This window comes from Pseudomonas koreensis (assembly GCF_012986595.1).
Classification (GTDB): Bacteria; Pseudomonadota; Gammaproteobacteria; order Pseudomonadales; family Pseudomonadaceae; genus Aquipseudomonas; species Aquipseudomonas koreensis.
In genome coordinates this window covers 672,420-696,909 of the sequence record NZ_JAAQYM010000003.1, presented here as the reverse complement: position 1 = coordinate 696,909, position 24,490 = coordinate 672,420, and the positions used below count along the sequence as shown (strand labels likewise).

Sequence of the window (24,490 nt, the reverse complement as noted above, 5' to 3'; positions counted from 1 at the left end):
CTTCAGACACCCGGCGGATGACACGCCAACGGTTTCTGCACCAGATGGCCAACCGTCGCCTGGTCAGGCTGTTGAACCGCCGCGAGGATTTGCCGCCATTCGGCTGACAACACCCAGTAATCGCCGCGTGCGCGCTGTTCGATGTGCAGGGCATTGGACGCGATCGGCATCAGGCCGAAACGCTGGAAAAAGCGCAGCTGTTGTGACCTGCACAGTGCGGTGACGCCCTGGTAACCGCTTTTTATCGCCCACTCGGCAGCGGCTGCCAACAGACCGTTGACCGCGATGGGCAGTTGATGGGTCGAGTAAGAGATCAAGCGACTGAATTCGACATGACGTGACAGCGCCACCGTGGGCGACACATGTTGCTGCGCCAACAGCGCCCATTCGAACGGGGCCGGAGTCGCCCGCATGACCGCCAGCAGTTGATCGTGCCGGTACAGCAGAAAGTGGGTACTGCGCGACTTTATCGCCAGTTGCGTTTCGAGCATCCGCGCACGTGAGGTCAGCATGTAATGCTGCAGCCGCAGCCGAAATTGCCGATCGATAAACCGATCGAACTCCTGAGTATCCGCCCCCGCTTCAAGCGTTACGATACGGCATCCCTCATGGTGACTCTTTAGCGTCACCTGAAGCGCCTGCAGGTAATCCGTGAGTTGCAAATCCGTAGTGTCCATTCTTTCTCCGCAGACCTTAACTTATCGAAGTGTTTCGAGTGCAGGGAAAGGATGGTTGCTTTTGGCGATTCCGCCACGGCAGGAGGTCTGATAATCAAGTGGGAAAAGTCAATGATTCCGGTGACTTGGCGACTATTCCGACGCGGGAACACGCCCCGTTGCAGGACAAATCGCAGGCACGCGTAGTACTCCTCGCCATCAAGCCGAGGAGTACTCACATTTCAAAGGTTCAAGGCCGGATCAGTCGGGACGAATGACCTTGCCGGTCGCCAGATCACGGATCACGCTGGGGTTCTTGCGCCCACCCAGTTGCCCGCCGAGGATCAGGTCGATCTGCCCGCGGAAATACTGTTCGACACGCAACCGTGTGCGCGCCGCCGGACGCCCCTGGGGGTTGGCCGAAGTCGAAATCAGTGGCCCGACCATCGAGCACAGATCGCGGACCTGCGGATGATCGCTGACCCGCAGCGCCACCGTGTCATGCACGCCCGTCACCCATTCCGGCAACAGGTTCTGATGCGGCACCAGCCAGGTATTCGGCCCCGGCCACGTGCTGGACATGCGGTCGATCCACTCTTGCGGGAAGTCTTCGAACAGAAAATCGAACTGACGGATGTTGTCGGCGACCAGGATCAGGCCCTTGTCCACCGAACGGTTCTTGATCGCCAAAAGCCGATCCACCGCCTCTTCGTTCCACGGGTCGCAACCCAGCCCCCAAACGGCTTCGGTTGGATAGGCAATCACCGCCCCGGCGCGAATCTCTCGCGCGGCTTGTTGCACACGCCAACTGTTGACCATGAAAAAACTCTCCGCAAACAGGTTTTGCGCAGTTTACCGATCTTCCCTGTAAAACCTAGCGTGTCCTGGCCAGCCAGCGACCGTTTTCGCACACCGCACGCCCCTCCATTTCCAGTTCAGTGAGCGCGACCAGGACTTTGGGCAGCGCCCAGCCACTGCTGTCGGCCAACGCCTCACTGGTGTGCGGCGCGGCATGCAGCAGGTTCAACAGGGGATGCTCACTGCGCGGCGTGTCTGTGGATAACGGCAGATGTTGCCAGCCGCGCAAGGCTTCGAGGATGTGCTCGATGGTTTCCACCAGCACCGCGCCGTCGCGGATCAACTGGTGACACCCCCGCGCGCCGGGGTGATGGATCGAGCCGGGAATCGCATACACCTCGCGCCCTTGTTCCGCCGCCAGCCGCGCGGTGATCAGCGAACCACTGGCGACACTCGCCTCAACCACCAGTACGCCGAGGGATAATCCGCTGATGATCCGATTGCGCCGCGGAAAGTTGCTCGCCGTCGGGCCGGCGTCCAGGGGGAACTCCGAAAGCACCGCGCTGCCGGCGGCGATCATCGCCTCGGCCAGGCGCTGATTGCGCTGTGGATAAAATTTTTCCAGACCGGTACCAAGGACGCCCACGGTGTGCCCGCCGACATCCAGCGCAGCTTGATGGGCGGCTGCATCGATGCCTAGCGCCAGGCCACTGGTGATGACAAAACCGGCCCCGGCCAGGCTGCGGGAAAACGCCGCGGCGGTGTCCATTCCCGGACGCGAGGCGCGACGGCTGCCGACCATCGCCAGTTGCGGTTTTTCCAGAATCAACGGATCGCCGGCCACGAACAACAGCGGCGGCGGGTCGGGTATCTGCGCCAGCAGTGCCGGGTAATCGGCCTGGTCCCACATCAGCAAATGCTGGTGCGGACGCTCTAGCCAGCGCAATGCATGGCTGGCGCCATCGCGCACTTCGGGACTGCGCCGCGCCTCGGCAGACGCCGCCGGCAAACCCAGCGCTCGCCAGGCACTGGCCGGCGCACTGAGGGCTTTCGAGGCCGAGCCGAAGGCTTCGAGCAGTTTGGCAAAACGTTTGGGGCCAACATCCGGCAAACGGTGCAGGCGCAAACGCGCTTCCAGTTCCGCAGGGGAAACCGGCGTAGAGGCAGACAGCATCGTGGATCATCCTTGATCGTTATAAGTCCCGAACCATTCGGAACAAGCTGTGGATAACTCTGTTGGTAACTTGTTAAGCCTGCTAAGGATTTCGCACCTTGTCGAGCACCGCCAGTGAGCGTGAAGCGTTGAGCACAAGGCCGTAACTGAGCTTGTCGTAAGTGCGGAACACCATCAGCAACCCGGCCCGTTCGTCAGGAATTTTCAGTGGCTGGCCGGTGACCCGGTCGCGCACGGTTTCCCCGGTTTTCATCACCACCAGTACATTGCCTTCGGCCAGACCGTCGCGTTTGCCCTTGTTCAGGGTGACCACGTCCATCACGCCGATCTGGGTGACGCCGCGCGGCACGTCGATGATCAGCCCATTGATCGCGGCGCTCGGAGCGCTGGGCATGAAGGTTGAGTTGATCGAACGCTCTTCGCCGCTGAACAAGCGGTCGCCCAGGCGCACTTCCTGGGTGGTGCGTTGCAGGGCGAGAGTGGCGACGTCGCCTTCGGTGGCCACGATCTCACCGCCACCGATGTCGTCGGCGTTGATCCCGAGAAACTCTTTGGTCTGCGGGTCGGTGTATACCTTGCCCTGGCGGAAGATGCCGTACACCGGCTGATTCGGGTCGAAATGGCCGCGAGCGAAGATCCGGTCGCCGGTGCCGCTGAGCACGCGTTCAGCATCGCCGGCGACGATGTACGGCGCCTTGTCGAAATCCTCGACCTTGTCGACGATGCGGTTGCTCAGCAGAAAACTGTTGATCGATTTCAGTGGGATGCTCGGAATCGCCTCGGCCACCGGGCTGGTGCGGATACGCGGCGACAGTTTGATCGTGCCCCGTGACTCACCACGGTTGAGGGTCAGTTGCGGCTGGCCATTGACGTAACGGAGCGTCAACGTGTCGCCGGGGTAGATCAGGTTGGGGTTTTCGATCTGCGGGTTGGCCCGCCACAGCTGTGGCCACTGCCAGGGCTCGCGCAGGTATTTGCCGGAAATGTCCCAGAGGGTATCCCCCGAAACCACCGTGTATTGCTGTGGAAAACCATCCCTGAGTTGCACTTGCCCTTGCGCCACGCCGGCCGAAGCCAGAAGCAGCAGGGCGAGTAGTGTTTTCCTCATGCAGCGAATCCCTTTATCATGTGCGTTCGCGTGAACCGTCAGAGCCCCCGTGGCTCGCCAGTGCAAACTGCATTGGCTACGCTTCACAACGGTAGCCTGCATCTTCGGACCTGCCAGGCCATCGACCCGACTTTACTCAATACGTGCAGCAATCAGCCTATGGCCATTTTAAACATCCTCGAATTCCCGGACCCGCGTCTGCGTACTATCGCCAAGCCTGTGGCTGTAGTGGACGACGAAGTGCGTCAGTTGGTCGATGACATGTTTGAAACAATGTATGAAGCGCCGGGCATCGGCCTCGCCGCGACCCAGGTCAACGTGCACAAACGTATCGTCGTGATGGACCTTTCCGAAGACCGCACCGAACCCCGGGTGTTCATCAACCCCGAGTTCGAATCGCTGACCGACGAGATGGATCAGTACCAGGAAGGCTGCCTCTCGGTGCCGGGTTTCTACGAAAACGTCGACCGCCCGCAGAAGGTCAAGATCAAGGCGCTGGACCGCGACGGCCAGCCTTACGAACTGATCGCCGAAGGTCTGCTCGCCGTGTGCATCCAGCACGAATGCGACCACCTCAACGGCAAGCTGTTCGTTGATTACCTGTCCACGCTCAAACGCGACCGGATCAAGAAGAAACTGGAAAAGCTGCATCGCCAGAACGCTTGATGCCCCTCTTCAAAGGCTTGCTGCGGCAAGCCTTTTTCTTTTTATGAGACTCCTTTCATGACTGAGCCATTGCGCATCGTTTTTGCCGGCACCCCGGAATTCGCCGCCGAGCACCTCAAGGCCCTGCTGAACAGCCCTTACGAGATCGTTGCGGTCTACACCCAACCGGATCGTCCGGCCGGTCGTGGGCAAAAACTGATGCCGAGCCCGGTCAAACAACTCGCGCTGGAAAATAATATCCAGGTGTTGCAGCCGCCGACGCTGCGCAACGCCGATGCTCAAGCCGAGCTGGCTGCACTGCAACCGGACTTGCTGGTGGTGGTCGCCTACGGCCTGATCCTGCCGCAGGCGGTGCTGGATATTCCGCGCCTGGGCTGCATCAACAGCCACGCCTCGCTGCTGCCACGCTGGCGCGGTGCCGCGCCGATCCAGCGCGCCGTGGAACACGGTGATGCCGAAAGCGGCGTGACCGTGATGCGCATGGAGGCAGGCCTGGATACCGGGCCGATGCTGCTCAAGGTCGTGACCCCGATCAGCGCCGACGACACCGGCGGCACCCTGCACGACCGTCTCGCCGAAATGGGCCCGCCCGCCGTGGTTCAGGCGATTGCCGGCCTGGCGGCTGGAACGCTGGAGGGCGAAGTGCAGAACGACGAACTCGCCACCTACGCGCACAAATTGAATAAGGACGAAGCACGCATCGACTGGAGCCGCCCGGCGGTCGAGCTGGAGCGTCTGGTGCGCGCGTTCAACCCGTGGCCGATCACCCACAGCACCCTCAATGGCGAAGCGCTGAAAGTCCTGGCGGCGACACTGGCCGAAGGTAAAGGCGCGCCGGGCGAAGTGCTCAGCGCCAGCAAGGAAGGTTTGATCGTCGCGTGCGGCGAGCAGGCGCTGTGCCTGACCCGCCTGCAATTGCCCGGCGGCAAGGCGCTGAACTTCAGCGACCTGTTCAACAGCCGCCGTGAGAAATTCGCCGTCGGCACCGTGCTGGGTGCAGCGGTGGACGCGCAATGAATCCGCGTCTGGCCGCCGCCAAGGCACTCGCCGCCGTCCTCAGCGGCAAGGCATCGCTGAACAGTTCGCTGCCCACGCAACTGGACAAGGTCGAAGACCGTGATCGCGGTTTCACCCAGGATCTGGCGTTCGGCACCGCGCGCTGGCAGCCACGCCTGTCGGCACTGGCCGAAAAGCTGCTGCAAAAGCCGTTCAAGGCGGCTGACGCCGATGTCGAAGCGTTGCTACTGGTCGGCCTCTATCAATTGCTCTACACCCGTGTGCCGCCGCACGCCGCCATCGGCGAAACCGTCGGTTGCGCCGACAAGCTGAAAAAACCGTGGGCCAAGGGTTTGCTCAACGCCGTGCTGCGCAACGCCCAGCGTGAAAGCGAGACGATTTTCGCCGAGCTGGAGCGCGATCCGGTGGTACGCACCGCTCACCCGCGCTGGCTGCAAAAATCCCTGAAGGCTTTCTGGCCGGAGCAATGGGAAGCGATCTGCGCCGCGAATAACGCGCATCCGCCGATGATCCTGCGGGTCAACCGCCGCCATCACAGCCGCGACGCCTACCTCGGCTTGCTCAGCGAGGCCGGCATCGCCGCCACGCCGTGTGTCTACAGCCGCGACGGCATCGTCCTCGACGCCGCCGCCGACGTGCGCAGCCTGCCGGGTTTTGCCGAAGGCTGGATCAGCGTGCAGGACGAAGCCGCGCAACTGGCCGCCGATCTGCTCGATCTGGCGCCGGGTCAGCGCGTGCTCGACGCCTGTTGCGCTCCGGGCGGAAAGACCTGCCACATCCTCGAGGCCGAACCGGCGCTGGCCGGCGTGGTGGCAGTGGATCTGGAAGCCAAGCGTCTGGTGCGCGTAAAGGAAAACCTTGAGCGATTGGGCCTGAGCGCCGAACTGATCGCTGCCGACGGACGCGATACCGCAGCGTGGTGGGACGGCAAACCGTTCCAGCGCATCCTGCTCGATGCGCCATGCTCGGCCACCGGAGTGATCCGCCGCCATCCGGACATCAAGCTGACCCGTCAGCCGGACGACATCGTCGCCCTCGCGCAACTGCAAGGCGAGTTGCTCGACGCTCTGTGGAAAACCCTCGAAGTGGGCGGGATCCTGCTGTACGCCACCTGCTCGACCTTGCCGACCGAGAACACCGAGGTCATCGCCGCGTTCCTCGAGCGCACGCCGGGTGCCCGCGAACTGGATCTGGCGACCACCGCCGGGATCAAACAGCCCCATGGTCGCCAATTGCTGGCCCAACAGGGCGGCCATGACGGGTTCTACTACGCCAAGCTGATCAAGATCGCTGCCGCGCGCGGCTAAACGGATTCAACGGAGTGACTGGATGAAAATCATCATCCTCGGTGCGGGACAGGTCGGCGGTTCGCTGGCCGAACACTTGGCGAGCGAAGCCAACGACATCACCGTGGTCGACACCGACGGCGAACGCCTGCGCGATCTCGGCGACCGTCTCGACATCCGCACCATTCAGGGTCGCGGCTCGCTGCCGTCGGTGCTGCGCCAGGCCGGCGCCGACGATGCCGACATGCTGGTGGCGGTGACCAACAGCGACGAGACCAACATGGTCGCCTGCCAGGTCGCCCACACCCTGTTCCACACCCCGACCAAGATCGCCCGGGTGCGCGAAGCGTCCTACCTCAATCGCGAGGAGCAGCTGTTCCAGAACGAAGCGATTCCGGTCGACGTGCTGATCAGCCCCGAGCAAGTGGTGACCAACTACATCAAGCGCCTGATCCAGCATCCGGGCGCGCTGCAAGTGATCGACTTCGCCGAAGGCCAGGCGCAACTGGTGGCGGTGCGCGCGTATTACGGCGGGCCGCTGGTGGGTCAGCAACTGCGTCAGTTGCGCGAGCACATGCCGAATGTCGAGACGCGTGTCGCGGCGATTTTCCGCCGTGACCGGCCGATCCTGCCCCAGGGCGATACGGTGATCGAGGCCGATGACGAAGTCTTCTTCATCGCCGCCCGCGAGAATATTCGCGCAGTGATGAGCGAAATGCGCCGCCTCGACGAAACCTACAAGCGCATCGTCATCGCCGGCGGCGGGCAGATCGGTGAACGCCTGGCCGAGGCCATCGAAAGCCGCTACCAGGTGAAGATCATCGAGATGAACCCGGCACGCTGCCGCTATCTCTCCGACACCCTCGACAGCACCGTGGTGCTGCAGGGCAGCGCGTCGGACCGCGACCTGCTGCTGGAAGAGAACATTGCCGACGCCGACATCTTCCTCGCGCTGACCAACGATGACGAGGCCAACATCATGTCGTCGCTGCTGGCCAAACGGCTGGGGGCGAAGAAGGTCATGACGATCATCAACAACCCGGCCTACGTCGATCTGATTCAGGGCGGCGACATCGACATCGCCATCAGCCCGCAACTGGCGACCATCGGCACCTTGCTCGCTCACGTCCGCCGTGGCGACATCGTCAGCGTGCACTCATTGCGTCGGGGCGCGGCGGAGGCCATCGAGGCGATTGCCCACGGTGATGCAAAGTCGAGCAAAGTCATCGGCCGGCCCATCGAAAAAATCGGCCTGCCGCCGGGCAGCACGATTGGCGCGATCATTCGCAACGAAGAAGTGATCATCGCCCACGACGACACGGTGATCGAAACCGGCGACCATGTGATTCTGTTCCTTGTGGATAAAAAGCATATTCGCGATGTGGAGAAGCTGTTTCATGTGGGGCTGAGCTTCTTCTGAGGTTTACGCTGACGGCACAGGCCCCTTCGCGAGCAGGCTCGCTCCCACATTTGGAATGCGTTTCCCCTGTGGGAGCGAGCCTGCTCGCGAAGGCGGTCTCAATACCCCCCATCAACACCTGACACTCCCAAGAAAGGAATCCCCCCCATGCTCGAATCCCTGGAAAAAATGCTCGCCAAGGGTGTGGATAACGCCTTGCTGCGCTTCGGCCTGGGCAAGGGTTATCTGGACCTGGGGGAGAACGCCAAGGCAGCCGAGCATTTTCAGCACTGCGTAGCCTTCGATCCGAAGTACTCGGCCGCGTGGAAACTGCTGGGCAAGGCGCAGCAGGCGCTGGGCGATCACGCCGCCGCGCGACAGGCATGGGAACAAGGTCTGGACGCCGCCCGCGCCCATGGCGACAAGCAAGCGGAAAAGGAAATGACGGTGTTTCTGAAGAAGCTCGACCGTCAGGCGCAGTAAGTCAAAGGTAGCGAAGACCGATGCCGTCGGCATCCACCGTCACCACTTCCATCCGCACCCGTGGCGCACCTGTGGGTAAACCCTGCACCTGGCCATAAACCACTGCGCCCTTGGGCAGCGAAGCCAGGCGCGGATGCTCGACATACACCCCGGTGGCCGACAGATTGCGCGTCTGGCCAAGGCATTCGCCAAAGCTGTCGTGGGTGATCTTGATGCGAAACGACTTGCGGTGTTCGGACATCTTCTTGCGCCCTTGAATGAACGTTGTGGATAACCTCGACGCAAGGTTATCCACAGATCATGCCAATATCGTTGAATCCAGCTCAGTACCAGCGTGCTTCGCCCGGCGGACGTTTCTTGAAGCGCTTCATGCTCCACATGTACTGGCTCGGATACGCCGCCACATAGCGCTCGACCACTTTGCTCATCGCCGCGCAGGACTCTGCGGTATCGGTGCTGTACATGGCCTCTGGCGCCGCCTCGAGGATCACTTTGTATCCGGAACCGTCCGGCAGGCGCAGGGCATGAAGGAACACCCCGACCGCTTTGCCGCCGGCGAGCATGTTCGGCACGAATTTGCTGGTCAGCGCCTGAGTCGCGAAGAACGGCACAAAGATCCCGGCGGATTCGGCCGGTTCCGGGTCAGCGGGGATGCCCACTGCACCACCCTTGCGCACTTCCTTGATGACGCTGAGGATGCCTTCCTTGGTCGACGCGGCGACTTTGTTGCCCAGTTGCACGCGTTGTTTGCGCAGCAATTCATCCACCGCCTTGAGCTTCGGCGGACGGTAGAAAATGATCGGTTTGCACTGGCTGCAATAGAAGTGGTTGAGCACTTCCCAGTTGCCCAGGTGGCTGGTGATGCCGACCACGCCTTTGCCCGAGGCCAGCGCATCCTTGAGGATGTCGAGTCCTTCAACTTCGCGCACCAGATCGATCGAGCGCTGCGCCGGCCAGATCCACGCGCAGGCGCTTTCGGTCAGGGACTTGCCGATGTCTTTGAGGCTCTGGCCGACCAGACGCTCGCGCTCGGCTGGGTCCATCTGTGGAAAACATTTGGCGAGGTTGATCCGCACCACGTCGCGGGAACGGTTGGGGGTTTTCCACATGATCCAGCCGATCGCCGAACCCACGGCCTGTACAGCCCGCCATGGCAGCAGGGCAAACAGCCGCAGAGCGCCTACCAGCAAGGCGCCTTTAAACTTTTCCACAGGTCACTCCTGATCTTGTGCTGTGCGCGAGGCGGTCATTCTAACCGCCGTTGACGAGCTGCGCGTAGCGGTCGCAGTCCTGGGTGTGATCCATGACCATGCCCGAGGCCTGCATCAGCGCGTAGCAAATGGTCGGGCCGACGAAGGTGAAACCGGCCTTTTTCAGGGCTTTGCTCATCGCCAGCGCTTCGGGGGTGATCGCCGGGACTTCGCTGCGATCCTTGAAATGATTGATGATCGGCTTGCCGCCGACGAACGACCAGAGGAATGCCACCGGGTCTTCCAACGACAGCCAGGCTTGCGCATTACGGCGGGCGGCATTGAGTTTGAGACGGTTGCGGATGATCCCCGGATCGAGCATCAGTTCGGCGATTTCCGCGTCACTCATCTGCGCCACACGCTGCACGTCGAAGCCGTACAACACCTCGCGGTAGCGCTCGCGTTTGCGCAGCACGGTGATCCACGACAGCCCGGCCTGGAACCCTTCGAGCAAAAGCAACTCGAACAAACCCTGCGCATCGCGTAGCGGCGTGCCCCACTCCTGATCGTGATAAGCCATGTACAACGGATCTTCGGTACACCAAAAGCAGCGTGGCATAAGGCTCCAGGGGGTGGAGGTGCGACTGAATCGGGTATACTCCCGCTCTTTAAATCGCAGCCCAAGAAACAGGTGAATTTCGTGAGCCAGCCTACGCCAGCCGTGCGTACCTTCCAAGACTTGATCCTCGCGCTCCAGCAATACTGGGCCGAGCAAGGTTGTGTGGTACTTCAGCCCTACGATATGGAAGTAGGCGCCGGCACTTTCCACACCGCGACCTTCCTGCGCGCCATCGGCCCGGAAACCTGGAACGCCGCGTACGTGCAGCCAAGCCGCCGTCCGACTGACGGCCGCTACGGGGAAAACCCGAACCGTCTGCAGCACTACTATCAGTTCCAGGTGGTGCTGAAGCCGAACCCGGACAACTTCCAGGAACTGTACCTGGGCTCCCTCAAGCATGTCGGCCTGGACCCGCTGGTCCACGACATTCGCTTCGTCGAAGACAACTGGGAATCGCCGACCCTCGGCGCCTGGGGTCTGGGCTGGGAAGTCTGGCTCAACGGCATGGAAGTGACCCAGTTCACCTACTTCCAGCAGGCGGGCGGCATCGAGTGCTACCCGGTCACCGGTGAGATCACCTACGGTCTCGAGCGTCTGGCCATGTACCTGCAAGGCGTTGACTCGGTCTACGACCTGGTCTGGGCTGACGGTCCGTTCGGCAAGGTGACCTACGGCGACGTGTTCCACCAGAACGAAGTGGAGCAGTCCACCTACAACTTCGAACACGCCAACGTCGACAAACTGTTCGAACTGTTCGACTTCTATGAAAGCGAAGCCAAGCGCCTGATCGAACTCGACCAGCCGCTGCCGCTGCCGAGCTACGAAATGGTTCTGAAGGCGTCGCACACCTTCAACCTGCTGGATGCGCGCCGGGCGATCTCGGTGACCGCGCGTCAGCAATACATTCTGCGCGTACGCACCCTGGCGCGTTCCGTTGCGCAAGCCTACCTGCTGGCCCGCGCCAAGCTGGGCTTCCCGATGGCGACCCCGGACCTGCGTGACGAAGTACTGGCCAAGCTGGAGGCTGCACAATGAGTGCGCAAGATTTTCTGGTTGAACTGGGCACCGAAGAACTGCCACCCAAAGCCCTGAACACCCTGGCTGAAGCGTTCCTCGCCGGTATCGACAAGGGCCTGCAAGCTGCCGGCCTGAGCTACGAGAGCAAAACCGTCTACGCCGCACCGCGTCGTCTGGCCGTGCTGATCACTGCGCTGGCCACCCAGCAACCGGATCGCAGCATCAACCTCGACGGCCCGCCGCGTCAGGCGGCGTTCGATGCCGAAGGCAACCCGACTCAGGCTGCCCTGGGTTTTGCCAAGAAGTGTGGCGTCGAGCTGAGCGAAATCGACCAGAGCGGTCCGAAACTGCGCTACAGCCAGAACATCGCCGGCAAACCGACCGCGAGCCTGCTGCCGACCATCGTCGAAGATTCGCTGAACGACCTGCCGATCCCGAAACGCATGCGTTGGGGTGCTCGCAAGGAAGAGTTCGTGCGTCCGACCCAGTGGCTGGTGATGCTGCTCGGTGACCAGGTCATCGACTGCACCATCCTCGCCCAGAAGGCTGGCCGTGATTCCCGTGGTCACCGCTTCCACCACCCGGAAAGCGTGCTCATCGGTTCGCCATCGAGCTATCTGGCCGACCTGCGTGCCGCTTATGTCCTGGCCGACGCCAACGAGCGTCGCGAGATCATCAGCAAGCGCACCGAAGAGCTGGCCACCCGTCAGGAAGGCACGGCAATCGTGCCGCCGGCACTGCTCGACGAAGTGACCGCGCTGGTTGAATGGCCGGTGCCGCTGGTGTGCTCGTTCGAGGAACGCTTCCTCGACGTGCCGCAGGAAGCGCTGATCACCACCATGCAGGACAACCAGAAGTACTTCTGCCTGCTGGATGCCGACGGCAAGTTGCTGCCACGGTTCATCACCGTCGCCAACATCGAAAGCAAAGACCCGCAGCAGATCATCGCCGGTAACGAGAAAGTGGTTCGCCCACGCCTGACCGACGCCGAGTTCTTCTTCAAGCAAGACAAGAAGCAGAAGCTCGAAGACTTCAACCTGCGCCTGCAGAACGTGGTGTTCCAGGAAAAACTCGGCAGCGTCTACGACAAGGCCGAGCGCGTTTCGAAACTGGCGGCGTACATCGCCGCGCGCATTGGCGGCAACGCCTCGTGGGCGGCCCGTGCAGGCCTGCTGTCGAAGTGCGACCTGTCCACCGAAATGGTCGGCGAGTTCCCGGAGATGCAAGGTGTCGCCGGTTACTACTACGCCCTCAATGACGGCGAGCCGGAAGACGTCGCGCTGGCGCTCAACGAGCAGTACATGCCACGCGGTGCCGGCGCCGAACTGCCAGCGACCCTGACCGGTGCGGCCGTCGCGATCGCCGACAAGCTCGACACCCTGGTCGGTATCTTCGGTATCGGCATGCTGCCAACCGGCAGCAAGGACCCGTATGCCCTGCGCCGTGCGGCACTGGGTGTGCTGCGCATCCTGATCGAGAAAAAACTCGACCTCGATCTGAACGATGCTGTGAATTTCGCCGTGGCCGCGTTCGGTGCCAAGGTCAAGGCTGCCGGTCTGTCCGATTCGGTACTGGAATTCATCTTCGACCGTCTGCGTGCGCGTTACGAAGACGAAGGCGTGGATGTCGCGACTTACCTGTCGGTGCGTGCCTTGAAGCCGGGTTCGGCGCTGGACTTCGACCAGCGTGTACAAGCGGTACAAGCCTTCCGCAAACTGCCGGAAGCGGCAGCGCTGGCGGCGGTCAACAAGCGTGTGTCGAACCTGCTGAGCAAGGTGGAAGGCTCGGTGCCGACCGTGGTCGAAGCCAAGTATTTCGACAACGCCAACGAGTTCTCGCTGTACTCGGCGATCCAGCAAGCGGATCAGGCGGTGCAACCAATGGCCGCAGCACGTCAGTACAACGAATCGCTGGCGCGTCTGGCTGCCCTGCGCGAGCCGGTAGACGCGTTCTTCGACGCCGTCATGGTCAATGCCGAAGACGCCAAGGTCCGGGCCAACCGCTACGCGCTGCTGGCGCGCCTGCGTGGCCTGTTCCTCGGTGTTGCCGACATTTCGCTGCTGGGTTGAGGGACTGCTGTTGAAACTGCTGATTCTCGATCGGGACGGAGTGATCAATTACGACTCCGACGCTTACATCAAGTCGGTGGAGGAGTGGATTCCGCTGCCCGGCTCGATCCAGGCGATTGCGCAGTTGAGCAAGGCCGGCTGGACGGTGGCAGTGGCTACCAACCAGTCGGGCATTGCTCGCGGCTACTACGACCTCGCCGCCCTCGACGCCATGCACGCGCGCTTGCGCACGCTGGTGGCGGAGCAGGGCGGTGAGGTCGGGCTGATCGTTTACTGCCCGCATGGGCCGGATGAAGGCTGCGATTGCCGCAAGCCGAAACCGGGCATGTTGAAAACCATCGCGGCGCATTACAACGTGGCGCTGACGAATGTCTGGTTCGTCGGCGACAGCCTTGGTGACCTGGAGGCCGCCAAAGCCGTCGATTCACAGCCCGTTTTGGTAAAGACCGGGAAAGGCGAAAAGACTCAGAGTAAAAACCTGCCGGTTGGCACCCTGATTTTTGACGATCTGGCGGCGATTGCCGCAGAACTTATCCACAACTAGAGCGCTTCTGAAGTTCCTGACCAGGGATTGATCGGGAGTGCGCTTGAACAGTCGGGCAGTGCCCGTAACGGTAAACGTCGCCATGTCGATACTGCAGGCCATCAGAATTTTTCTCTTTTACCTTCTGCTGGGCACCACTGCCTTGCTGTGGTGCAGCCTGAGCTTTTTTATCGCGCCCTTTCTGCCGTTCAAGGCGCGTTATCGTTTTATCAATGTCTACTGGTGCCGTTGCGCCTTGTGGTTGACCAAGGTGTTTCTCGGCATCCGTTATGAGGTCAAAGGCGCGCACAACGTGCCGGACCGGCCCTGCGTGATTCAATCGAACCACCAGAGCACCTGGGAGACGTTCTTTCTCTCCGCTTATTTCTCGCCCTTGAGCCAGGTGCTCAAGCGCGAATTGCTGTACGTGCCGTTCTTCGGCTGGGCGATGGCCATGTTGCGGCCGATCGCGATTGACCGCGACAACCCGAAAGCCGCGCTCAAGCAAGTCGCGGCCAAAGGCGATGAACTGCTCAAGGATAACGTCTGGGTATTGATCTTCCCTGAAGGCACCCGCGTTCCTTACGGCACCGTCGGCAAGTTTTCCCGCAGTGGCAGCGCGTTGGCGGTGAATGCGGCGCTTCCGGTGCTGCCGATTGCACACAATGCCGGCAAGTTCTGGCCGAAAATCGGCTGGGGCAAGCAGCCGGGCGTGATCACCGTGGTTATCGGCGAGCCGATGTACGCCGAAGGCACTGGGCCACGCGCCATCGCCGATCTGAACGACCGTGTGCAAGCCTGGAACGAGCAGGCTCAGCGCGAAATGGGTTCCCTGCCGCCGGCGCAACAGGCCCCGGCGGCAAATGATCAGATGGCTGTCTGATTTTTGTGGATAACCTGTGTACGGTTTTGTTGAAAAAGCCTGAATATTAAAAGTAACTAATTGATTTACTTATATATTTCTCAAACTAATAAAACGCCGCAAAACGTGCATAAGTTTTTTTCGGAAGTAAAAAAACCGGCTGATATAGCCGGTTTTTTTGTGCCCGATCATTCAGCAATCAGCGGTATTCGAAGCCGGAAGGTCGTGCCCTGATTGACCACGCTCTGACACTCGATACTGCCGCCGTGATGATCGATCACGGCTTTGACCATCGACAGCCCCAGGCCGACGCCATCGATTCCCTGCGCCGATGAAAAGCGGCGGTACTGGGTGAACAGATCCGGCAGTTCTTCGGCGGCGATGCCTTTGCCCTGATCGGTCAATTCACAGCACAGCCACTCGTCCTGGCAACTGACGCTCAACTGAATCGTGGTCCCGGGCGGGCTGTACTTGATCGCGTTTTCCAGCAGATTGAACAAGGCGCGGGTCAGCAGGCCTTGGTCGGCATTGATCAGGCGCTCCTGGGATGGCTCATCCATGTCATGCAACAGCTGGATGTTTTTCTGCTGGGCAATGGGCAAGGCCTGGTCCAGTACGTCCAGCACCAGCATCGCGAACAGACTGGGCTGGAATTGATAGGCTTCGGATTCCGCTCGCGCCAGCAACACGAAGCCGTCGGTCAGATCGAGCGCACGGCGCACCTGGCGCTCGATCTGCTCGAACAGGGGGGAGTCCGCTCCGGCCTGATGACGGTGCACATCGAGCAGAGCAAGGATTGCCGAGTGCGGGGCACGCAGATCGTGGGAGAGAAACCGCAGCAACACGCCGCGCTGTTCTTCGGCGGCGCGTTCGGCGCTCAGGTCCGTGAGGCTCAGCAGCCAGCCAATCGGCGTATCGCCATCCACCGGCAACAATGCCGCGCGCTCCAGACGCAGGCTGCGTTCCTTGTGATCGCGAAACTCCAGCAGCGCCAGGGCGGACAACGCCGGGCGCGGTACTGTGGACAACTCCGGGTAGCCAAGACGGGCCAGTTGTTCGAGCACATCGTCACCTACCAACGGGTGATCGAACAGAACACGGGCCTTACGGTTGCCCAGCAGGATCTGCCCCTTCGGATCGCTGATCAGTGTCGCCACCGGCAGGTATTCCAGACCATCGGCAATGAAGCGCCGGGTATCGCGGGTGCGGCTCATGGCCTGTTCCAGCGCCATGATCTGCCCCTGTAACTGGTCAGCGCTGGTGAATTGCGCGCGGCGACGTTCCGGGAACACTTTCGGCTCGCGGTCCAGCCGCGCCAGCTCCCAGCCAAAATACGTCAGCACCACGCTCAAGCGCCGCCAGTTCCAGATCAGATAGCCGAACAACATGCCGAGCGCCGCCGGGGTCGGTGACCACCAGTGCCGGATTTCCGCCAAACCGGCGCTGGTCAGCAACACGCACGCCACCCCGCCCAGCGTCACCCAGATCGCCCAGCGCGGGCGCCACAGCAGCAACCCGAGCACGCACGCCACCAAACCCACCGAGAGCAGCGCGTTCAAGACCGGCACCGCATCGTGCAGGTTGATCTGGGCGCGATACGACAACAGCGCAGTCAGCGGCAACAGCACTAGACTTATCCACAACCACTCGCGCACCAGCCGCCGAAACAGGCGCTGGACCTGACTCGGCTCGCGACTTTCGCGCCGGCGCGGGTTATTCATGGCAAACAGGGGAGGGGACAGTGAATGGTTTCATGGGCAACAGGTCTGAGGACGTAGATCCGAAGAATCATAGCGGACGTCGACCGACGGCGGACGGCTTACTTTCACCGCACAGGCCAAGCCGCTAAGGTTATCGGCCACTGCCCAAGCAACAAGGAACCCACGCGTATGCGCGTTGCGATACTGGACGATGAACCCGCCGAACTGCGCCGGGTCGAGCAAACCCTGCAGCAAATGGCGGCCGTGGGCGATCAGCCATGGTCACTGCACAGCTTTGAACGGGGTGAGGACCTGCTGCGTCAATTGCGCAGGGACACGTTCGACCTGCTGATCCTCGACTGGCAATTGCCCGACCTGACTGGCCTGGCCCTGCTGCGCTGGACCCGTGAACACATGGAGTCGCCGCCCGCCGCAATCATGCTGACCAGCCGCGACGGCGAAAGCGATATCGTCCAGGCCCTGAACGCCGGTGCTGATGATTACGTGAGCAAACCGTTCCGTCCCAATGAATTGAAAGCCCGAGTCGCCGCCGTACTGCGCCGGCACAGCCAGCAGCGCAGTACCGCCACCGAAGTGCTGAGCTTCAATGACCTGACCTTCGACGACGCTGAACTGACCGTCACCCGCGAGGGTAAGGCCGTGATCATGACGGAGCGTGAATATCGCTTGGCACGGTGCCTGTTCAGTAACCTGGGGCGGCCGCTGTCGCGCGAATACCTGTATGAACGGTTCTGGCCCCATGAAGAGGTGGTCTCGTCGCGACCGCTGGATACGCACATCTATCGTCTGCGCAACAAACTGGGGCTGACGGCGGAGCGCGGATGGCAGTTGCTGACGATTTATGGGTATGGGTATCGGTTGGAGAGTGTGGCGGCAGCCTCCGACTAAACACGCAAGCCGCCAAGACGACATCGTTGTTTGTGCCGTCCAAAAAAAAGGCCAACGCTAATGCGTTGGCCTTTTTTCAAGGGTGTCGACGCGGATCAGAAATCCAGGTTGGACACCGCCAGTGCATTGCTCTCGATGAAGTCCCGGCGAGGTTCGACCGCATCACCCATCAGGGTGTTGAAGATCTGGTCTGCGCCAATGGCGTCTTCGATGGTGACTTTCAGCATGCGACGCACGCTTGGGTCCATGGTGGTTTCCCACAGCTGGTCCGGGTTCATTTCGCCCAGACCTTTGTATCGCTGAATGGTGTGACGCTTGGTGCTTTCGGCCATCAGCCAGTCGAGAGCTTCCTTGAACTCGGTGACCGCTTTCTTGCGCTCGCCACGCTGGATGTACGCGCCTTCGTCGAGCAGGGTGCTCAGTTGAGCGCCGAGGGTGACGACGGTCTTGTAGTCATTGCTGCCGAAGAAGTCGCGGTTGAAGGTGACGTAGTTAGACAGGCCGTGGGAGATCAGTTCGACCTCCGGCAACCACACGCCACGTTCACGGTCTTCACGCAGGCTGGCCTTGTAGACCAGGCCCGACTTCTCGACGGTGCGCAGACGGACTTCGTACTGGGCCAGCCAGTCCTGCATCTTGGCGTGGTCGCCGAGCATTTCCAGGCTGACGGCCGGCAGGTAGATGAAGTGCTCGGTCAGCTCCTGCGGATACAGGCGCGACAGACGCTTGAGGGTCTTCATCACCATGCGGAAGTCGTTGACCAGACGCTCGAGCGCTTCACCGGAAATGCCCGGGGCTTCTTCGTTCAGGTGCAGGCTCGCATCTTCCAGGGCCGACTGCGTCATGTACTCTTCCATGGCGTCGTCGTCTTTGATGTATTGCTCTTGCTTGCCTTTCTTGACCTTGTACAGCGGCGGCTGGGCGATGTAGATGTAGCCACGCTCGATCAGCTCCGGCAACTGACGGAAGAAGAAGGTCAGCAGCAGGGTACGGATGTGCGAACCGTCGACGTCAGCATCGGTCATGATGATGATGTTGTGATAGCGCAGCTTGTCGATGTTGTACTCTTCGCGACCAATGCCGCAGCCCAGCGCGGTGATCAGCGTACCCACTTCCTGGGACGAGATCATCTTGTCGAAGCGTGCTTTCTCGACGTTGAGGATCTTGCCCTTCAGCGGCAGGATCGCCTGGGTCTTGCGGTTACGTCCCTGCTTGGCAGAGCCGCCCGCGGAGTCACCTTCCACGAGGTACAGTTCGGACAGTGCCGGGTCTTTTTCCTGGCAGTCAGCGAGCTTGCCCGGCAGGCCGGCGATGTCCAGCGCGCCTTTGCGGCGGGTCATCTCACGGGCTTTACGCGCCGCTTCACGGGCACGGGCCGCGTCGATCATCTTGCCGACGACCAGCTTGGCTTCGTTCGGGTTTTCCAGCAGGAAGTCGGAGAAGTACTTGCCCATCTCCTGCTCGACCGCGGTCTTCACTTCGGAAGACACCAGCTTGTCTTTGGTCTGCGAGCTGAACTTCGGATCCGGCACTTTTACCGAGATGATCGCGGTCAGGCCTTCACGGGCATCGTCACCGGTGGTGGCGACTTTGTGCTTCTTCGCCAGACCTTCCTGCTCGATGTAGTTGTTCAGGTTACGCGTCAGGGCCGAACGGAAGCCCACCAGGTGGGTGCCGCCGTCGCGCTGCGGAATGTTGTTGGTGAAGCACAACAGGTTCTCGTTGAAGCTGTCGTTCCACTGCAGGGCGATTTCCACGCCGATGCCGTCTTCACGCTGGATGTTGAAGTGGAACACCTGGTTGACCGCAGTCTTGTTGGTGTTCAGGTATTCAACGAACGCACGCAGGCCGCCTTCGTACTTGAACAGCTCTTCCTTGCCGCTGCGCTCGTCCTTGAGGACGATGCCGACACCAGAGTTGAGGAAGGACAGTTCACGAATGCGCTTGGCCAGGATGTCCCAGCTGAAGTGAATGTTCTTGAAGGTTTCGCTGGAAGCCTTGAAGTGGATCTGGGTACCGGTGGTCTCGCTGTCGCCAACGATGGCCATCGGCGCCTGAGGCACGCCGTGAACGTAGGTCTGTTCCCAGATCTTGCCGCTGCGGCGCACGGTCAGTACAAGTTCTTCGGACAGGGCGTTCACTACCGACACACCTACGCCGTGCAGACCGCCGGATACCTTGTAGGAGTTGTCGTCGAACTTACCGCCAGCGTGGAGGACGGTCATGATGACCTCGGCGGCGGAAACGCCTTCCTCTTTGTGCACGTCTACCGGGATGCCACGGCCGTTGTCTTTAACGGTGATGGACTCATCCGGGTGGATAATGATGCTGATGTCGTCGCAGTGGCCGGCGAGGGCTTCGTCGATCGAGTTGTCGACCACCTCGAACACCATGTGGTGCAGACCGCTGCCATCGTCGGTGTCACCAATGTACATACCGGGACGTTTGCGTACGGCATCCAGGCCTTTCAGCACTTTAATGCTCGTTGAGTCGTACGTATTTTCTTCGCTCAATGCCTTCACTCCCGATGGTCGTGGGTCTGGGTGATACGGCCCTGTTCCACGTGGAACAGAGCGACTGGCGTTTCCGTCTGCCAGCCTTCCCTCAATAATTCGTGATCTACACAGGTGATAAAAACCTGGCAGCGTAAGTCTTCCAGCAAGCGGCACAGCGCGCGACGGTGGCTCTCGTCCAGCTCGGACGGCAAGTCATCCACCAGATAAATACACTGACCGCGTCGGGCCTGGCTCACCAGATGCCCCTGGGCAATCCGCAATGCGCAAACCACCAACTTCTGCTGACCCCGGGACAAGATGTCCGCGGCGTTATGTGCGCCCAATCTAAGACGCAAATCAGCCCGTTGCGGTCCGGCCTGGGTATGACCCATTTGCTGATCCCGTTGCACGGAACCAGCCAGTACGGCACTCAGTTCCCGGTCCTTGTCCCAGCCGCGGTAATAGCTGAGCGTCAAACCTTCAAGCTCAACCAGTTCGCTCAAGGTTTGTTCAAAGACTGGTTTCAAGGCTTTGATGTAAGCGCGGCGGTATTCATCGATTTCAGCGCTGGCCTGGCACAGTTCCCTGTCCCAAACCGCCTGCGAAACGGCGTCAAGTGTACCATGCCGCAGCCAGGAGTTTCTCTGGCGCAAGGCCTTCTGCAAACGCTGCCAGGTCGCCATGAACCGCGGCTCGACGTGGAACACGCCCCAGTCGAGGAACTGCCGGCGAATCTTCGGCGCCCCTTCGAGCAGGCGGAAGCTGTCGGGGTTGATCAACTGCAGCGGCAGGATCTCCGCCAGTTGCGCGGCGCTGCGGGCGTTCTGGCCGTCGATGCGGATCTGGAACTCGCCCTGACGATCCCGCGAGATCCCCAACGCACTGTGCCCACCCTCGGCCAGCTCGACCTGCCCGAACACGGTGCAGGCAAGTTGCTCGTACTGGATGACCGGCAACAGCCGCGTGCTACGAAACGAGCGGGCAAGCCCCAGCAGATGAATGGCTTCCAGAACACTGGTTTTGCCGCTGCCGTTGGCGCCGTAAAGAATGTTGATGCGGGGGGAGGGGGAGAAGGTCACCGGGTGCAGATTGCGCACCGCGGTGACCGAAACGCGACTTAAGGACATCCAGGTTCAGCTGATTACAGACGCATCGGCATGACAACGTAAGCCGAGTCGTCATTGTCGGACTCTTGCACCAGCGCACTGCTGTTGGAGTCGGACAGGATCAGGCGAACCTGCTCGGTGGTCATCACGCCCAGCACGTCGAGCAAATAGCTCACGTTGAAGCCGATTTCCAGCGAGCCACCGTTGTACTCAACGCCCACTTCTTCTTCCGCTTCTTCCTGCTCCGGGTTGTTGGCCTGGATCTTCAACTGACCGCTCGCCAGTTGCAGACGGATACCACGGTATTTCTCGTTGGACAGAATCGCGGTACGGCTGAAGGCTTCACGCAGTGCCTGACGATCGCCCAATACCAGTTTGTCGCCACCTTTCGGCAGTACGCGCTCGTAGTCCGGGAATTTGCCGTCGACCAGCTTGGAGGTGAAGGTGAATTCACCGGTGGTGGCGCGAATGTGGTGCTGGCCGAGAACGATGCTGACGTTGCCATCCGGCTCGGTGAGCAGACGCGCCAGTTCGAGAATACCTTTGCGCGGCACGATCACCTGATGGCGATCCGGCTGACCGATATCGGCCTGCATCGAGCACATCGCCAGACGGTGACCGTCGGTGGCCACGGCACGGATCACGCCGGCCGAGACTTCCAGCAGCATGCCGTTGAGGTAGTAACGCACGTCCTGCTGGGCCATGGCGAAACTGGTGCGTTCGATCAGACGACGCAGTTTGCTCTGCTCCAGGCTGCAGGTCAGCGAACCCGGGCCTTCTTCCACAGTCGGGAAGTCGTTGGCCGGCAAAGTCGACAGGGTGAAGCGGCTGCGGCCGGCCTTCACCACCAGTTTCTGCTCGTCGACCTTGATATCGATCAGCGCATCGTTGGGCAGGCTCTTGCAGATGTCCATCAGCTTGCGCGCAGGCACGGTGATGGAACCTGTTTCGGCCGGCTCTTCGAGTTGCACACGACCGACCAGCTCGACCTCAAGGTCGGTACCGGTCAGCGACAGTTGCTGGCCATCGACGACCAACAGCACGTTGGACAGTACCGGCAAGGTCTGTCGGCGCTCGACGACGCCTGCGACCAGTTGCAGGGGTTTCAACAGGGCTTCGCGTTGAATGGTGAAATGCATGGTCTAGTCCCTTGCCTTAATAAGCTGCGCTGGTGTTCATCAAGTGGTCAGTGTACGCAGCAGGTTCTTGTAGTCCTCGCGGATGTCCGCGTCGGATTCCTTAAGTTCGTTGATCTTGCGGCAGGCGTGCAACACCGTCGTGTGGTCGCGACCGCCAAACACATCGCCGATTTCCGGCAGACTGTGGTTGGTCAGCTCCTTGGACAAGGCCATGGCCACCTGACGCGGACGAGCCACCGAGCGCGAACGGCGCTTGGACAGCAGGTCGGAGATCTTGATCTTGTAGTACTCGGCGACAGTACGCTGAATGTTATCCACAGAGACCAGTTTGTCCTGCAACGCCAACAAGTCTTTCAGGGATTCGCGGATCAGCTCGATGGTGATGTCGCGGCCCATGAAGTGCGAGTGGGCGATCACGCGTTTCAGCGCACCTTCCAGCTCACGGACGTTGGAGCGAATACGCTGGGCAATGAAGAACGCCGCATCGTGTGGCAGCTCGACTTTGGCCTGGTCGGCCTTCTTCATCAAGATCGCCACGCGGGTTTCCAGTTCCGGCGGCTCGACGGCAACGGTCAGGCCCCAGCCGAAGCGGGATTTTAGGCGCTCTTCAAGGCCTTCGATTTCTTTCGGGTAGCGATCACTGGTGAGAATGACCTGCTGACCACCTTCAAGCAGGGCGTTGAAGGTGTGGAAAAACTCTTCCTGGGAACGCTCTTTGCGGGCGAAGAACTGAATATCGTCGATCAGCAGAGCGTCCACCGAACGATAGAAGCGCTTGAACTCGTTGATCGCGTTCAGTTGCAGCGCCTTGACCATGTCGGCCACAAAGCGTTCGGAATGCAGGTACACGACCTTGGCATTCGGGTTCTTCTTTAACAGGTGGTTACCCACCGCGTGCATCAAGTGGGTTTTACCCAGACCGACGCCGCCATAAAGGAACAGCGGGTTGTAGCCGTGCTTGGGATTGTCCGCCACCTGCCAGGCCGCCGCGCGGGCGAGCTGGTTGGACTTGCCTTCCACGAAGTTCTCGAAGGTGAACGTGCGGTTCAGGTAACTGGTGTGCTTGAGCGCGCCTTCTACCTGAACGGTGCGCTGTTCGGCGCGAACCGGGGCCTGCTGCGAGGCCGCACCGGCCATCGGATCAAAGCTGTCGCGGGACGGCTCTTCACTGACTTCTTCGGTTTTCTGCGTCGAGCGCTTGGCCGGAGCGGGCGTTGGCGCAGATGCCGGGGCACTGGCCGGCGCCGCGTTGGCCTGAGCCAGGGACGCCTGCGCGGCAGCCAACGGTGCATTCGGCGCGGCGCGGGGTGCCGAGCTGCGTTTGCTGCCTATTAATAAGGAAAGCGCTGGCGCCATGCCGTTGCCGTGCTCATCCAGCAGTTCAAGGACGCGACCCAGGTACTTTTCGTTGACCCAGTCCAGCACAAAACGGTTCGGTGCGTAGACGCGCAACTCGTCGCCTTCGGCTTCGACCTGTAGTGGACGGATCCAGGTGTTGAATTGTTGGGCAGGCAGCTCCTCGCGCAAAAGCTCCACGCACTGCTGCCAAAGTTCCACTGACACGGATATCCCCTAAGTTGAAAGCCGGTGAGGCAAAAACAAGCGGCCATTGTAGCGGCGAGCGGTCCACTTATCCACATGCAGGTTGTGTGGTGACCATGATTAATCAATGCGTTAAGCGGGATAAAGGCGACCAACGGTGTGTGCATAAGCTCTGTGGATAACCGCCTCTGAGGGCACTGGACAACTGGGGGTAGAACTCGGTGGATAACCAGCCTGTGTATAACTCACCTTTTCACACACAGGTTATCCGATAGCGCAGCACAGGCTGAACACTGTTTTCCACCGTAGTTGTCATTCTCTGTACATCAAGCCGTATCAGGCCTGAGACTAGTTATCCACAGAAGGTGGCGGCCCTAGCTTTTACAAGCTTTACAGAAAAGCTTTAAATAATTCCCTTCTTTATTTTTATGTTTGGCAGACAGGGTTTCGATTCTGGAAGCTCCCCAGATCTATTTATAAGGAAACGCTGGTTGGAAATTGACCTGAAGGCTTGCTTTCTCTAGAATCCCCGGTCTCTTAAAACGGGGGCCATTCCGGCCCGTTGTGGACGAACCAGGTAACACGACATGAAACGTACTTTCCAACCAAGCACTATCAAACGCGCTCGTACCCACGGTTTCCGTGCTCGCATGGCTACCAAGAACGGTCGTGCCGTCCTGTCGCGTCGCCGCGCCAAAGGTCGTGCGCGTCTGGCAGTTTGATAATCCGGCA

Annotated in this window: 23 protein-coding genes; 11 read left to right on the top strand and 12 right to left on the bottom strand. The window is 60.8% G+C overall.

The features are described from left to right. Nucleotides 1-2: 2 nt before the first annotated feature. The 4 genes from HBN98_RS12700 to HBN98_RS12685 all read right to left on the bottom strand — a co-directional run bounded on the left by HBN98_RS12700 (nucleotide 3) and on the right by HBN98_RS12685 (nucleotide 3,736). On the bottom strand, nucleotides 3-512 hold the full coding sequence (locus HBN98_RS12700) for a hypothetical protein (protein WP_229754976.1): 510 nt from the start codon (nucleotides 510-512) through the stop codon (nucleotides 3-5). Nucleotides 513-917: 405 nt separating this feature from the next. After that, complete coding sequence (gene tsaC / locus HBN98_RS12695; protein WP_064585219.1) at nucleotides 918-1,475, bottom strand: L-threonylcarbamoyladenylate synthase type 1 TsaC; 558 nt, start codon at nucleotides 1,473-1,475, stop codon at nucleotides 918-920. A 55-nt stretch (nucleotides 1,476-1,530) separates the two neighbouring features. After that, nucleotides 1,531-2,628: a DNA-processing protein DprA gene (gene dprA, locus HBN98_RS12690; protein ID WP_083367450.1), complete on the bottom strand. Its 1,098-nt coding sequence runs from the start codon at nucleotides 2,626-2,628 to the stop codon at nucleotides 1,531-1,533. A gap of 82 nt (nucleotides 2,629-2,710) precedes the next feature. Next, nucleotides 2,711-3,736, bottom strand: a complete 1,026-nt coding sequence (locus tag HBN98_RS12685) for a LysM peptidoglycan-binding domain-containing protein (protein WP_083367451.1) — start codon at nucleotides 3,734-3,736, stop codon at nucleotides 2,711-2,713. Nucleotides 3,737-3,895: 159 nt separating this feature from the next. Here HBN98_RS12685 and def point away from each other — a divergent pair, with 159 nt between their 5' ends. The 5 genes from def to HBN98_RS12660 all read left to right on the top strand — a co-directional run bounded on the left by def (nucleotide 3,896) and on the right by HBN98_RS12660 (nucleotide 8,587). Further along, nucleotides 3,896-4,402 (top strand): peptide deformylase, encoded by a 507-nt coding sequence (def, locus tag HBN98_RS12680; RefSeq protein WP_027610272.1) that lies wholly within the window; start codon nucleotides 3,896-3,898, stop codon nucleotides 4,400-4,402. Between the two features lie 57 nt (nucleotides 4,403-4,459). Beyond that, the gene (fmt, locus tag HBN98_RS12675; protein WP_083367452.1) at nucleotides 4,460-5,419 is read left to right on the top strand and encodes a methionyl-tRNA formyltransferase; all 960 of its coding nucleotides are present in this window, start codon (nucleotides 4,460-4,462) and stop codon (nucleotides 5,417-5,419) included. Beyond that, nucleotides 5,416-6,726 carry a 16S rRNA (cytosine(967)-C(5))-methyltransferase RsmB gene (rsmB, locus tag HBN98_RS12670; protein WP_064585215.1) on the top strand — a complete coding sequence of 437 codons (1,311 nt, stop codon included), beginning with the start codon at nucleotides 5,416-5,418 and terminating at the stop codon, nucleotides 6,724-6,726. Before fmt ends, rsmB begins: the two co-directional genes overlap by 4 nt. Nucleotides 6,727-6,748: 22 nt before the next feature. Beyond that, nucleotides 6,749-8,125, top strand: coding sequence for a Trk system potassium transporter TrkA (gene trkA, locus HBN98_RS12665; protein WP_003220233.1), 1,377 nt, complete (start codon nucleotides 6,749-6,751; stop codon nucleotides 8,123-8,125). Nucleotides 8,126-8,272: 147 nt separating this feature from the next. Further along, nucleotides 8,273-8,587 carry a tetratricopeptide repeat protein gene (locus tag HBN98_RS12660; protein WP_064585214.1) on the top strand — a complete coding sequence of 105 codons (315 nt, stop codon included), beginning with the start codon at nucleotides 8,273-8,275 and terminating at the stop codon, nucleotides 8,585-8,587. Between the two features lies 1 nt (nucleotide 8,588). On the opposite strand, the gene HBN98_RS12655 is transcribed toward HBN98_RS12660, so the two are convergent. The 3 genes from HBN98_RS12655 to HBN98_RS12645 all read right to left on the bottom strand — a co-directional run bounded on the left by HBN98_RS12655 (nucleotide 8,589) and on the right by HBN98_RS12645 (nucleotide 10,396). Next, nucleotides 8,589-8,828, bottom strand: a complete 240-nt coding sequence (locus tag HBN98_RS12655) for a PilZ domain-containing protein (protein ID WP_083367453.1) — start codon at nucleotides 8,826-8,828, stop codon at nucleotides 8,589-8,591. A gap of 82 nt (nucleotides 8,829-8,910) precedes the next feature. Beyond that, nucleotides 8,911-9,798 (bottom strand): lysophospholipid acyltransferase, encoded by an 888-nt coding sequence (locus HBN98_RS12650; RefSeq protein ID WP_083367454.1) that lies wholly within the window; start codon nucleotides 9,796-9,798, stop codon nucleotides 8,911-8,913. 40 nt (nucleotides 9,799-9,838) lie between these two features. After that, on the bottom strand, nucleotides 9,839-10,396 hold the full coding sequence (locus HBN98_RS12645; RefSeq protein WP_083367455.1) for a DNA-3-methyladenine glycosylase I: 558 nt from the start codon (nucleotides 10,394-10,396) through the stop codon (nucleotides 9,839-9,841). A gap of 81 nt (nucleotides 10,397-10,477) precedes the next feature. On the opposite strand from HBN98_RS12645, the gene glyQ reads away from it, so the two are divergent. The 4 genes from glyQ to HBN98_RS12625 all read left to right on the top strand — a co-directional run bounded on the left by glyQ (nucleotide 10,478) and on the right by HBN98_RS12625 (nucleotide 14,888). Then, nucleotides 10,478-11,431: a glycine--tRNA ligase subunit alpha gene (gene glyQ, locus HBN98_RS12640; RefSeq protein ID WP_003187265.1), complete on the top strand. Its 954-nt coding sequence runs from the start codon at nucleotides 10,478-10,480 to the stop codon at nucleotides 11,429-11,431. Beyond that, a complete protein-coding gene (gene glyS / locus HBN98_RS12635; RefSeq protein WP_083367456.1) occupies nucleotides 11,428-13,482 on the top strand; it encodes a glycine--tRNA ligase subunit beta in 2,055 nt (684 codons plus the stop codon). Before glyQ ends, glyS begins: the two co-directional genes overlap by 4 nt. Before the next feature lie 4 nt (nucleotides 13,483-13,486). Continuing rightward, nucleotides 13,487-14,026 (top strand): D-glycero-beta-D-manno-heptose 1,7-bisphosphate 7-phosphatase, encoded by a 540-nt coding sequence (gene gmhB / locus HBN98_RS12630; RefSeq protein WP_169844056.1) that lies wholly within the window; start codon nucleotides 13,487-13,489, stop codon nucleotides 14,024-14,026. A gap of 82 nt (nucleotides 14,027-14,108) precedes the next feature. Then, a complete protein-coding gene (locus HBN98_RS12625; protein ID WP_064585208.1) occupies nucleotides 14,109-14,888 on the top strand; it encodes a lysophospholipid acyltransferase family protein in 780 nt (259 codons plus the stop codon). 167 nt (nucleotides 14,889-15,055) lie between these two features. On the opposite strand, the gene HBN98_RS12620 is transcribed toward HBN98_RS12625, so the two are convergent. Beyond that, on the bottom strand, nucleotides 15,056-16,588 hold the full coding sequence (locus tag HBN98_RS12620) for a sensor histidine kinase (RefSeq protein WP_083367458.1): 1,533 nt from the start codon (nucleotides 16,586-16,588) through the stop codon (nucleotides 15,056-15,058). A gap of 168 nt (nucleotides 16,589-16,756) precedes the next feature. Between HBN98_RS12620 and HBN98_RS12615 the strand changes: the two genes are divergently transcribed. Next, complete coding sequence (locus HBN98_RS12615; RefSeq protein WP_083367459.1) at nucleotides 16,757-17,476, top strand: response regulator transcription factor; 720 nt, start codon at nucleotides 16,757-16,759, stop codon at nucleotides 17,474-17,476. Between the two features lie 95 nt (nucleotides 17,477-17,571). Here the strand turns inward: HBN98_RS12615 and gyrB are convergent, their stop codons facing one another. The 4 genes from gyrB to dnaA are packed head-to-tail and all read right to left on the bottom strand — an operon-like array spanning nucleotide 17,572 to nucleotide 23,779. Continuing rightward, a complete protein-coding gene (gyrB, locus tag HBN98_RS12610; RefSeq protein WP_007960764.1) occupies nucleotides 17,572-19,989 on the bottom strand; it encodes a DNA topoisomerase (ATP-hydrolyzing) subunit B in 2,418 nt (805 codons plus the stop codon). 5 nt (nucleotides 19,990-19,994) lie between these two features. Then, nucleotides 19,995-21,098 (bottom strand): DNA replication/repair protein RecF, encoded by a 1,104-nt coding sequence (gene recF / locus HBN98_RS12605; protein WP_003220208.1) that lies wholly within the window; start codon nucleotides 21,096-21,098, stop codon nucleotides 19,995-19,997. A 14-nt stretch (nucleotides 21,099-21,112) separates the two neighbouring features. After that, on the bottom strand, nucleotides 21,113-22,216 hold the full coding sequence (dnaN, locus tag HBN98_RS12600) for a DNA polymerase III subunit beta (protein ID WP_007960767.1): 1,104 nt from the start codon (nucleotides 22,214-22,216) through the stop codon (nucleotides 21,113-21,115). Nucleotides 22,217-22,255: 39 nt separating this feature from the next. Continuing rightward, nucleotides 22,256-23,779 (bottom strand): chromosomal replication initiator protein DnaA, encoded by a 1,524-nt coding sequence (dnaA, locus tag HBN98_RS12595; RefSeq protein WP_083367460.1) that lies wholly within the window; start codon nucleotides 23,777-23,779, stop codon nucleotides 22,256-22,258. A gap of 566 nt (nucleotides 23,780-24,345) precedes the next feature. Here dnaA and rpmH point away from each other — a divergent pair. Next, nucleotides 24,346-24,480 carry a 50S ribosomal protein L34 gene (rpmH, locus tag HBN98_RS12590; RefSeq protein ID WP_003213577.1) on the top strand — a complete coding sequence of 45 codons (135 nt, stop codon included), beginning with the start codon at nucleotides 24,346-24,348 and terminating at the stop codon, nucleotides 24,478-24,480. The last annotated feature ends 10 nt before the right edge of the window (nucleotides 24,481-24,490 follow it).

Excerpts from the sequence above, each read along its gene's own strand:
- glyS (WP_083367456.1), top strand. The coding sequence starts at position 11,428 with ATGAGTGCGCAAGATTTTCTGGTTGAACTGGGCACCGAAGAACTGCCA.
- recF (WP_003220208.1), bottom strand. The coding sequence starts at position 21,098 with ATGTCCTTAAGTCGCGTTTCGGTCACCGCGGTGCGCAATCTGCACCCG.
- HBN98_RS12625 (WP_064585208.1), top strand. The coding sequence starts at position 14,109 with ATGTCGATACTGCAGGCCATCAGAATTTTTCTCTTTTACCTTCTGCTG.
- fmt (WP_083367452.1), top strand. The coding sequence starts at position 4,460 with ATGACTGAGCCATTGCGCATCGTTTTTGCCGGCACCCCGGAATTCGCC.
- HBN98_RS12655 (WP_083367453.1), bottom strand. The coding sequence starts at position 8,828 with ATGTCCGAACACCGCAAGTCGTTTCGCATCAAGATCACCCACGACAGC.
- dnaN (WP_007960767.1), bottom strand. The coding sequence starts at position 22,216 with ATGCATTTCACCATTCAACGCGAAGCCCTGTTGAAACCCCTGCAACTG.
- HBN98_RS12645 (WP_083367455.1), bottom strand. The coding sequence starts at position 10,396 with ATGCCACGCTGCTTTTGGTGTACCGAAGATCCGTTGTACATGGCTTAT.
- HBN98_RS12615 (WP_083367459.1), top strand. The coding sequence starts at position 16,757 with ATGCGCGTTGCGATACTGGACGATGAACCCGCCGAACTGCGCCGGGTC.
- dprA (WP_083367450.1), bottom strand. The coding sequence starts at position 2,628 with ATGCTGTCTGCCTCTACGCCGGTTTCCCCTGCGGAACTGGAAGCGCGT.
- trkA (WP_003220233.1), top strand. The coding sequence starts at position 6,749 with ATGAAAATCATCATCCTCGGTGCGGGACAGGTCGGCGGTTCGCTGGCC.
- HBN98_RS12685 (WP_083367451.1), bottom strand. The coding sequence starts at position 3,736 with ATGAGGAAAACACTACTCGCCCTGCTGCTTCTGGCTTCGGCCGGCGTG.
- tsaC (WP_064585219.1), bottom strand. The coding sequence starts at position 1,475 with ATGGTCAACAGTTGGCGTGTGCAACAAGCCGCGCGAGAGATTCGCGCC.
- HBN98_RS12660 (WP_064585214.1), top strand. The coding sequence starts at position 8,273 with ATGCTCGAATCCCTGGAAAAAATGCTCGCCAAGGGTGTGGATAACGCC.
- HBN98_RS12700 (WP_229754976.1), bottom strand. The coding sequence starts at position 512 with ATGCTGACCTCACGTGCGCGGATGCTCGAAACGCAACTGGCGATAAAG.
- rsmB (WP_064585215.1), top strand. The coding sequence starts at position 5,416 with ATGAATCCGCGTCTGGCCGCCGCCAAGGCACTCGCCGCCGTCCTCAGC.
- def (WP_027610272.1), top strand. The coding sequence starts at position 3,896 with ATGGCCATTTTAAACATCCTCGAATTCCCGGACCCGCGTCTGCGTACT.
- HBN98_RS12620 (WP_083367458.1), bottom strand. The coding sequence starts at position 16,588 with ATGAATAACCCGCGCCGGCGCGAAAGTCGCGAGCCGAGTCAGGTCCAG.
- rpmH (WP_003213577.1), top strand. The coding sequence starts at position 24,346 with ATGAAACGTACTTTCCAACCAAGCACTATCAAACGCGCTCGTACCCAC.